This is a genomic window from Psychroserpens sp. (assembly GCF_045105015.1).
Taxonomy (GTDB): Bacteria; Bacteroidota; Bacteroidia; order Flavobacteriales; family Flavobacteriaceae; genus Psychroserpens.
This window is the reverse complement of the sequence record NZ_JBGCCX010000087.1, coordinates 1-9,921: the sequence shown is the minus strand read 5'-3', so window position 1 is coordinate 9,921 and position 9,921 is coordinate 1. Positions and strand designations below refer to the sequence as shown.

Sequence of the window (9,921 nt, the reverse complement as noted above, 5' to 3'; positions counted from 1 at the left end):
TGCTGAGCGAACAACCGGACAAACTTATAATGTTTGGGATACTTCACTTTTGGTAAAAGTTAAATCGATGGAGTTTAGCGTAACAGCCAGCAACATCTTTAATGCTGATTATATTGAAACTGGATTTGTACCAATGCCACCCAGCAATGTATTAATCGGATTAAGATATAATTTTAATTAGAAAAATACTTAATTCTAAACAAGAAAACAATTCTATGAATTCCTTGATTGTTTCAATCATATTTATCGTTTTAGGGATAGCTATTAAATATGGCAAAATGTATTTTTTAATAGCAGGATATAACACCTTATCTAAAGAAGAAAAAGATAAATATGATATTGATGGTATTGCTAATGTTTTTAGAAATGCAATGTTTGGAATGTCATTTATATTGATATTTGGATACCTAATTTCTAAATGGTTTGAAAATCCTAAAATTGCAACCTACAGCCTTTTTATAGCAATTGCTATCGGATTACCTTATTTATTAATAGTTTCGAATTCTCAGAAATACAAGGTTAAAAAGGATAACTAATTTCATTTAATACTATTTTTTATACAGTTTTGACTGGCTAAATTTTAACATACAATTTATTTCATTTCGAAGCGTTTTCTTAACTTTGGATATTATCATTTTCTGATGTCAACACTGAATCTTCAAGACATTCCTCGTGTAAAACACATCACCAAAGAGGAATTTTTATCTCACTACTTTAAACCACAAATACCTGTGGTTATCGAGGGTTTTATTAATGACTGGCCTGCATATAACAAGTGGAATCTTGACTATATGAAAACCATTGCTGGTGACAAAATTGTACCTTTATATGATGATAGACCAGTAGACTATAAAGATGGTTTTAACGAGCCACATGCCGAAATGAAAATGAGTGATTATGTTAACTTGCTTAAAAATGAGCCTACAAAATATCGTATTTTCCTTTGGAATATTTTAAAGGAAATTCCAAAGTTACAAGACGATTTTTCCTATCCAGATTTTGGTTTAAAACTAATGAAGAGCTTACCAATGCTTTTTTTTGGCGGAAAAGATTCACACACATTTATGCACTACGATATTGACTTAGCAAATATTTTTCATTTTCATTTTGAAGGTCAAAAGCAATGCATTCTGTTTGATCAAAAACAAAATGATTATTTGTATAAAATCCCTCACTCTTTAATCACAAGAGAAGATATAGATTTTTCTAATCCTGATTTCAATCAGTGGCCAGCTTTAAAAAAAGCAAAAGGATGGCAATGTCAATTAAATCATGGTGAAATATTATATATGCCAGAGGGTTACTGGCATTACATGAAGTATTTGACTCCAGGTTTTTCAATGAGTTTAAGAGCAATTGCGAGTCGTCCTATAAATTTAGGGAAAGCAATTTACAACGTAATTATTATGCGTAATTTTGACAATCTTATGAGACAAATAAAAGGTCAAAAATGGATAGATTGGAAAAACAAACAAGCTATTTCACGAACCGATAAGAGTTTTTAAAAGAAGTACTTAAGTATCAAAAACTTGTATATATTTGCAAACTCAAATTTTAGACAATAACTATGAAGAAATTATTTTTTATTATCGCATTAGTATCTATTTCTTTAGTAAATGCACAAGCTTATAAAGGAAAAGGAGATCAAAAATTTCAAGTTGCAGCAAACTTTCAAGATGAAGCTACTGGACTTAATTTGACCTATGATTATGGATTGGGTGAAAACTTCTCTGTAGGTCTATCATCAACATATGCCTTGGGCATTGATAGTAGATTAGATGCCGATTTCGGTGATCGTTTTGACTTAGAAGCAAGGTTTAACGCTAATTTAGGTAACGTTATTAAAGTTGACGATAATTTTGATGTATATCCTGGATTAAACCTAAGCTTAAAAAACTTTGGTGGTCATGTTGGAGCACGTTATTTTTTCTCTGATGGATTTGGAGTTTTTACTGAAGCTAACTTTCCATTGGCAAAATATAGTGATGATAAATCTAAAGTAAGTTATTACATTCATAACCAATTTACGGTTAATATAGGAGCTACTTTCAGCTTGTAAAATCATCTCAGACAAATAAAAAAAGCATCTTAAATTTAAGATGCTTTTTTTATGGAATTAACTCTCGAATCTTGTCATAAACTAATTGGGTCTCCCAACCTCTGTAGAGTAAATAATCAGCTAACTTTTTACGTTTTTTTTGATAATTACTTTCCTTTATTGTTTCTAGCTTCTTTTGAGCGAGGTCATTAAAAGTATTATAATAGTCATCAATATTAATTTCCTTTAAAGCAATATTAATAATGGTTTTGTTAATATCTTTTCGTTTTAACTCTAAAGTCAAGCGCTGTTTCCCCCATTTTTTTATTCTGAATTTACCACGTACAAATGCTTTGGCAAATCGTTCTTCATTTAAAAAATTATGTTGAAGTAAATGAACTATAATTTCATCTTTAGCTTCAGGAATCATGCGCATTTCATAGAGTTTCTGATTAACTTCTTTATGACACCGTTCTTGATAAGCACAATACCGTTCTAATCTTTTTCGAGCTTCATCAACCGAATATGTTTTTTGAGAAATCATATTACAAAATTATAACATTTTGTTAATAAAAGTCAGGACTTAAACCACTCATTTATAACTATTTTTGCATAAATTTGTAAGCTTGCCCTCGATGGCAATTAATTAATTTTCCGTATGAAAAGGAATTACGCGTTTTTCTTGATAATGCTGCTAAGTTCAGTGTTTTATAGTTATGGACAACTCAGTCCTGGTGATATCGCATTTGTACAATACAATGCTGATGGTACAGATAATTTTGGTTTTGTTGCCTTAGTGGATATTGCAGACACAGAAGTTATTCATTTTACCGATAATGAAGAAAATGATCTAAGTGGTGGCGAAGGTACTATATCTTGGACTCCACCTTCAGGTGGTTTGACTTGCGGTACAGTTGTTACAATTACTACTTCACCATCTGCAAGCACAGGTAGTGTCTCAGAAACAGGAGATGTTAATTTTAGTGTAAACGGTGACTCAATTTTAGCCTATCAAGGTGCCACAGGATCACCAACTTTTATTGCAGCATTAAGTAATGACGGAGGTTCTTGGGGAGGTGCAGCTGATGGCAATTTGCCTGCAGGTCTTACAAATGGTGTAAATGCAATTGCAATATCGACTGAAGTTGATAATTGTGCGTTAGATGTCGCTAACCCTGAAACTGATACTCAAGCAAACTTATTAGCTACTATTAATGATAATAACAATTGGACATTAAGAAGCAATACCACTCAACAAACCTTTTCTGATAGTTTCGTGGTAACTAATTGTTCCACAGATACCAGAGTAGAATTTATAAATGTCACCTCTTCATTAGTTGAGGGAACTGGTGTGTTTATTGATATTTGTGTCAATATTGTAAACCCTTCAGGAAGTGCTGCGACAACAGTTGATGTTATTTTAGGAGGAGGCTCATCAGCAACAAACGGAACCGATTATGATGATGGTGCTGGTACTCCAATGCCAATAACTTTTCCTCAAACCCTAACTTTTCCAACAGGAAGTAGTGCAAACCAGTGTCTCACCATTTATATGTCAACAAATGACTTAATTTATGAAGGTGATGAAACTGTTGTTTTGAATTTAACCAACCCTACAGGTGGAATTGCAGCAACAGTTGGTGGTAATTCTCAACATACACTAACAATAGTTGACGATGAAACTCCTGTACTAGCTGATGTTATTATCACAGAAATCATGTACAATACCATTGGTGGTGATGATGAATGGATTGAGATATGTAACCTTTCAGGAGTTGACCAAATACTAAATAATTATACAATTGAAGTAAATGGCAATCCACAATACACCTTTCCTTCATCTGGAGTTACAATATTAGATGGAGATTGTATTTTAGTTGAATTGGGAGATAATGGTGATGCTAATTTTAATCCAGGTTGTGTCTTTACAACTATTTACTCTTCTGGCAGTGGCTCTGGTATTCTTGGAAATTCTGATGGAACAATTACCATTGTTGCAGATGATGTCTCCTCAACGATTATAGATAGTGTCTCCTATGACGATGTAGATGGTGCTGATGGAAATGGGTTTTCACTTCACTTCAACACGAACGCTTCTGACAATTCTAATACAGGAACAGACTGGCAGGAAGTATCTGATGCTGGCTCACCAGGAATCAACTCATTAATATCTCAATGTGGGACACCAGCTGCTGATATAAATGTAGCAAACAATTCATTTAACACCATTCCCGATACATCAACAGCTTCAACTGTCCCTTACAATACAGTCTTTGCAGCAACTCCTATTGGAAGTACTACAATGCCTAAAACATATTATATCACTAATGAAGGAAATATAGATTTGGTTATTAATAGCATCAGTCTTGATACAGATACCAACTTTAGCTTACAAAATCTTCCAACTTTACCATTGACAATTACTCCTACTGATCCTCCAGTAGCATTTGAAATAGTTTTTAATCCTCAAAACCCTATAGGAATAAAAACAGACATTGTTAGAATAGTAAATTCAGATCTTGATGCCGAGAATCCTTATACTTTTCAAATTCGAGGTGAGGCGGAATGTGCTGCATCTGCAATTTCTATTTCTCCAGCTTCTGGTCCAGCTGGTACAATTGTAACCGTTATTGGAACTAATTTAAGTACTGCAAGTGCAACATTTAATGGAACTCCTGCGGCGTTAATTAGCAATATTTCAAGCACTGAAATGGAAGTAACTGTTCCTTCAGGTGTGCTTTCAGGTAGCTTGGAAGTTTTAGATGATTCTGGATGTCTTGTAACCACTCCATTCACTATAATCGACAACCAAATTGGGTCTTGTGAAGGTGGCTCAACATTAACAGAATTATTTATAAGTGAAATCACAGATGCTACCTATGGAAGTTTAACTTACATCGAAATTTATAATCCTACAAGCTCAAATATTAATTTATCTACTTACGAAATAAGAATTTATTCAAATGGAACTGATGGTACTGAAATCCCTACGTCTTCAGCAAACCCAGCTCCATCAGTTCAACAACTTTCTGGAACAATTAATGCTGGACAAACATTTGTTCTAACAACAGGGACTTTCGGTGCTTTAGGTAGTACTCTTTGCTCTGTAGCAGGTGGTGATGGAAGTTATGGCGACCAAAATAGTTCTACAATTGCTGGAGTTAATGTAACTAGTAGTGGTCATGATTTTATTGGTTTATACAATGTAGGTGATGCCATTACTGACCCTCCAATTGATGCCTTTGGTGTTTACGGTGATGATGATTGGATGGACTCTCTTGGCACTCCAATTACTGGAACTAGAGGTTTTGATTTTAGAAGATTAAATACAGCTACTCCTTTACCTAACGCTACTTTTAATGAAAATCAATGGAATATTATTGATTGGGCTGGTCAAGGGTCTACGGCTTGTGTTTCTAACAATGATTATAGTGATATTGGAGATTATGATTTTTCAACTGGTGTACCTCCAACTAATATCATGGGAGCATCATCAACTGTAACTTTTTGTGATGTGACAGCTACAATAACAGTAAGTGGAGATGAAGGCACTGTAGGTGGATTACCTTTAGCGTATCAGTGGTTTGTATTCGCTCCTGGAGACCCAATGGGATGGGTAGCGGTAACTAATAATGCAACCTACTCAGGCTCAACCTCTGACACTTTAACTATTTCTAATACGTTTGGATTAGATAACTACCAATACTATTGTCAAATAAGAGAAAATACGATTACGTGTTATTCAGCTAGTGATGCAATTAGACTAATTACTCAAAGCACAACATGGGTAAGTCCTGGAGTCTGGTCTAACGGAACTCCTGATATTAATACAACTACAATTGTTGATTTTAATTATGATACAACAGTCAACGGAAGCTTTAGTGCTTGTTCTTTAAATATTAATTCAGGGACTTTAAATATTAGAAATGGTAATTATGTTGAAATAAATGGTGATTTAATAGTTAACGGAACACTAGATATTGAAAATGAAGGATCTTTAGTTATGATTGATGATTCAGGAACTGTAACTAATAATGGTACTACTAATGTTCATAAAACAACTACAGATATGGAAACCTACGACTATACGTATTGGTCTTCCCCTGTAGATTATTCTGTTTCTGGAACTAGTGCCCAAACAGTTTTAACTGGATTTCGTTCAGATCGAATATATAGTTTCAATACATCACAATTTTCTGATTTAGATGCTGACAGTTTTGATGATAATCAAAACGCTTGGACAAATCATAATACGTTTATGTCTGCTGGTCGAGGTTATGCTGCTATGACAAGTGGTTCTGGTGTTCATCAACGTTCTATTACATTTAATGGAACATTAAATACTGGTGTTATTTCAGTTCCAATTGCTTTAAGTCAAAATGGAGCTGATGCGAATGATGATTGGAATCTTTTAGGAAACCCATATCCTTCGGCTATTTTTGTAGATGAACTTGTTTCACACAATACTAACTTATCAGGAACAGTTTACTTATGGTCTCATGAAGATGATATTTCAATTAGTAACCCTGGACCAAATGCTTATAACTTTCGTTCTAATGATTATGCTATGTATAATAGTGTTGGAGGTATTGGGACTGCATCAACAGGAGATATAATTAGTAATATACCTACTGGCTATATTGCTTCTGGTCAAGGCTTTTTCATTGATGCTATTAGTGCTGGTACAATTGAGTTTACCAACGCTATGCGAGATAGAACTTATAATAACAATGACTTTTTCAGAAACTCTGAATCAAATTCATTTACATATCCTGAAAAAAACAGAATGTGGCTTAACATGACTAATCCTGATGGTGTGTTTAGTCAAATTTTGATAGGCTATATGGAAGATGGTACTTTAAGCAAAGACAGGCTTTATGATGGTATTCGCTTAGAAGGTTCAAATTTCATCGATTTTTATTCAAAAGATAATACTAACCTCTACAAATATGGTATTCAAGGTAGACCGCCTTTTAGTATAGAAGACATTGTTCCTATTGGTTATGACTCTAATATTTTAGGTGAATTGACAATTTCTCTTTATGGAACCGAAGGTGTACTTAATGATGTAACTGTTTATCTAAAGGACAACCTTCTAAACTCTATTCATAACCTAACAAATTCTGATTATATATTTTCAACTGAAACTGGTAATTTTGAAGATCGCTTTGAGATAGTTTTTCAGTCGGAATCTTTATCAATTACTGACGATAAAATTAGTTCAAATGAGCTAACTATTATTGAATTAGAGAATGGAAGTGTGAAATTTTCAGTCGGAAATAATTTAACAATTAAAACAATTGAAATTATTGATTTAATTGGGCGAACATTATACAATCTCAATGGTAATAGTTCAACAGAAACATTTGAATTACCAAGTCTCAGTCAGACCGCCTATATTGCTAAGGTATATTTATCTAATGGTCAAACAATAATCAAGCGCTCTATTAAGCGTAAATAAATATAAAAAATAAACAATTATTAAGACTTCAACAATAATTGAAGTCTTTTTTATTTACAGGCTGTACTTTAAAGACACTATTAAATTTCTGCCAGGAGCAGCAATGCCAGAGGAGTATGTTAAGTATCTTTGGTCAGTAATATTCTCTAAGGCAGCAGTAATTGTTGTAGCTTCAGAAAATTTATATTGCGTTCTAAAATTGAGTGTATACCATGAAGGAGAGAAAGGGTTGCCATTACGATCTAAAGCATAGATATAATCTTTAGATTGTTCTGAAGGCGCTAACTGGTCATAAGACAATTCATTATTATACTCTACAAATGCATCAATTAAAAACTTATCTTCCTTCCATACAATATGTGTGTTTCCAAAATTTGGAACCACATGTCTAACAGGAAGTTCTAAACCATTATCTTCTTGAGTTCCTCCAACAACATTATATTGTGATACTAACTTTAAATTTTTTGAAATATTAAATTGAATACCTGCTTCGAAACCATAAATTCGTTCTTTAGATACATTTTGAATCGCTTGAACATTACTAAGCTCACCATCATATATTATTTGAGAATTACCATTTAAATTGAAATCTCCACGAATTAAAGCGTTATCCAAAAAAGTATAATAAGTAGCTATATCAATAATACATATGTCATCAAAATTAAGTTTAAGACCTAATTCTGCACCATATGCATATTCAGCTTTTAAACTCTTATTTGGAACTACAACTGAGCCAGGTTCTGAGTCAAAAACTTTCCCTATATCGTCAATATTAGGTGCTCTAAATGCTGTTGATACATTTAACTTCCATTGAATCATTTCACTAGGAAGCCAGCTTATTCCAGCAGTACCTGTTAATGCTCCTGTATCAATTTTTGAATCATCAAAAGGAAGATTCAAAAAAGTATTGTTTTCAGTAAAATCAGCATTAGCTATAATATAATTATATCTCAGTCCAGATTGAAATACAAATTTAGAATTTGGTTTATACTTATAACTTGCATAAACAGCTAAAGATTGCCAATCTGAATCATTTGGATATCTAGATACAGCAGATGAAGATTCGTTTGTGATAATATTTTCAGTAAACCCATTTGATTTCACCTTATTGAAAACATATTCTATACCATAAAATAACTTGCTTTGTTGACCTAATTGTTTTTCAAAATCTACATTTAAAGAATAAGCGTCTACAGCCTCTTCTCTAACGCTTCTTAAAACAGATTGAAAATCACGATCGAATCTACTTTCTTGGAAATTTTGATACGCGACAGTTGCTTGTATCTTATCATACAGATTTGAACTACTGCTTAGTTTGGTCACTTGAAAATTACCCATAAACCATCGTTGTGGGCCATAATCCCATTCAGCAGAACGCAGTTCATTACCATTATATCTAATTAATCTATCATATCTTGGATAAGAAGATGTACTTGTATAGTACAACCCTAGATCGAAACTTAAATTTTCTTTTGGCTCATATCTCACCTTTTGTAAAAAATTAATTTGATCGTATCCAGTGGGAACTTGTAGCCTTGGATTCTTATTTTGTAAAATAACATCTTGACCATTTATTGTTTCAACATATTCTGGTCTTAAATAATCATCAGGACCATGTTTTCCCATTTTTAAATCATCAAAATCGGTATAACTAATACTGCTTAAAAATGCCCATTTCCTTAAACCAAAATTAAAATCTAGATGACCCGTTTTTTCTTTATTTGCTGTTGCATATCTCGCAACTGCATTTGCATTAAAGTACAATGAATCTTTATAAGATAATTGAGGTTTTTGAGTATAAAAACTCATTACACCACCAATAGCATCACTACCATAAACCACTGAACCTGCTCCTAAAGTAATTTCTGTGTTTTGAATGGTAAACGGATCAATAGAAATAACGTTTTGTAGATTTCCACTTCTGAAAATGGCATTATTCATTCTTACACCATCAACAGTAATTAAAAGCCTATTTGTAGAAAATCCTCTAATGACTGGGCTCCCTCCTCCTAGCTGACTTTTTTGAACATACACATTACCTGTACCTTCTAATAAATCTGCACTTGTTTGTGGGTTTGCAAACTGAATGTCTGCAGAATTCACATTAACGATTGTTTGAGGAATATCACGCTTACTTTGTTCAAATTTTGATGCAGAAACAACTACTTGATCTAGTCCTTCAATATTAGGCTCTAAAAAAACCACATAATTGTCTGATGAAATCACACTCTTTTTAGTAGAATATTTTACATAAAGTATATTTTGAAAGTAGATAGTTTCATTCGCATCAAATTGATCCAAAAATGCTTTACCATCAATATCTGTGATAACAGATTCATCCTTATTAGAATTGTAGATAGTTACTCCAGCAATAGGTATTTGAGTTTCTTGATCGAGCACCTTAACCTCTTGAGCATTAACG

The 9,921-nt window shown here is 33.0% G+C and carries 7 protein-coding genes; 5 read left to right on the top strand and 2 right to left on the bottom strand.

Translation table 11 applies throughout. The annotated features are described in order from the left end of the window. The 4 genes from AB8B90_RS06665 to AB8B90_RS06650 all read left to right on the top strand — a co-directional run. A partial coding sequence (locus AB8B90_RS06665; protein ID WP_405334971.1) for a hypothetical protein occupies positions 1-181 on the top strand: 181 nt, incomplete at its 5' end. A gap of 34 nt (positions 182-215) precedes the next feature. Then, positions 216-536 carry a DUF3784 domain-containing protein gene (locus AB8B90_RS06660; protein WP_405334969.1) on the top strand — a complete coding sequence of 107 codons (321 nt, stop codon included), beginning with the start codon at positions 216-218 and terminating at the stop codon, positions 534-536. A gap of 105 nt (positions 537-641) precedes the next feature. Then, positions 642-1,505 (top strand): cupin-like domain-containing protein, encoded by an 864-nt coding sequence (locus AB8B90_RS06655; protein ID WP_405334967.1) that lies wholly within the window; start codon positions 642-644, stop codon positions 1,503-1,505. 62 nt (positions 1,506-1,567) lie between these two features. Next, complete coding sequence (locus AB8B90_RS06650) at positions 1,568-2,059, top strand: DUF6646 family protein (RefSeq protein WP_405334965.1); 492 nt, start codon at positions 1,568-1,570, stop codon at positions 2,057-2,059. Positions 2,060-2,108: 49 nt separating this feature from the next. Here the strand turns inward: AB8B90_RS06650 and AB8B90_RS06645 are convergent, their stop codons facing one another. Further along, positions 2,109-2,582, bottom strand: a complete 474-nt coding sequence (locus AB8B90_RS06645) for a regulatory protein RecX (protein WP_405334963.1) — start codon at positions 2,580-2,582, stop codon at positions 2,109-2,111. Positions 2,583-2,696: 114 nt separating this feature from the next. On the opposite strand from AB8B90_RS06645, the gene AB8B90_RS06640 reads away from it, so the two are divergent. Then, on the top strand, positions 2,697-7,499 hold the full coding sequence (locus tag AB8B90_RS06640) for a lamin tail domain-containing protein (protein WP_405334961.1): 4,803 nt from the start codon (positions 2,697-2,699) through the stop codon (positions 7,497-7,499). A gap of 54 nt (positions 7,500-7,553) precedes the next feature. On the opposite strand, the gene AB8B90_RS06635 is transcribed toward AB8B90_RS06640, so the two are convergent. Next, a partial coding sequence (locus tag AB8B90_RS06635) for a TonB-dependent receptor domain-containing protein (protein ID WP_405334959.1) occupies positions 7,554-9,921 on the bottom strand: 2,368 nt, incomplete at its 5' end.

What these genes read in the sequence shown, in the direction of transcription:
- AB8B90_RS06660 (WP_405334969.1), top strand. Translation starts at nt 216, where the DNA reads ATGAATTCCTTGATTGTTTCAATCATATTTATCGTTTTAGGGATAGCT.
- AB8B90_RS06655 (WP_405334967.1), top strand. Translation starts at nt 642, where the DNA reads ATGTCAACACTGAATCTTCAAGACATTCCTCGTGTAAAACACATCACC.
- AB8B90_RS06650 (WP_405334965.1), top strand. Translation starts at nt 1,568, where the DNA reads ATGAAGAAATTATTTTTTATTATCGCATTAGTATCTATTTCTTTAGTA.
- AB8B90_RS06645 (WP_405334963.1), bottom strand. Translation starts at nt 2,582, where the DNA reads ATGATTTCTCAAAAAACATATTCGGTTGATGAAGCTCGAAAAAGATTA.
- AB8B90_RS06640 (WP_405334961.1), top strand. Translation starts at nt 2,697, where the DNA reads ATGAAAAGGAATTACGCGTTTTTCTTGATAATGCTGCTAAGTTCAGTG.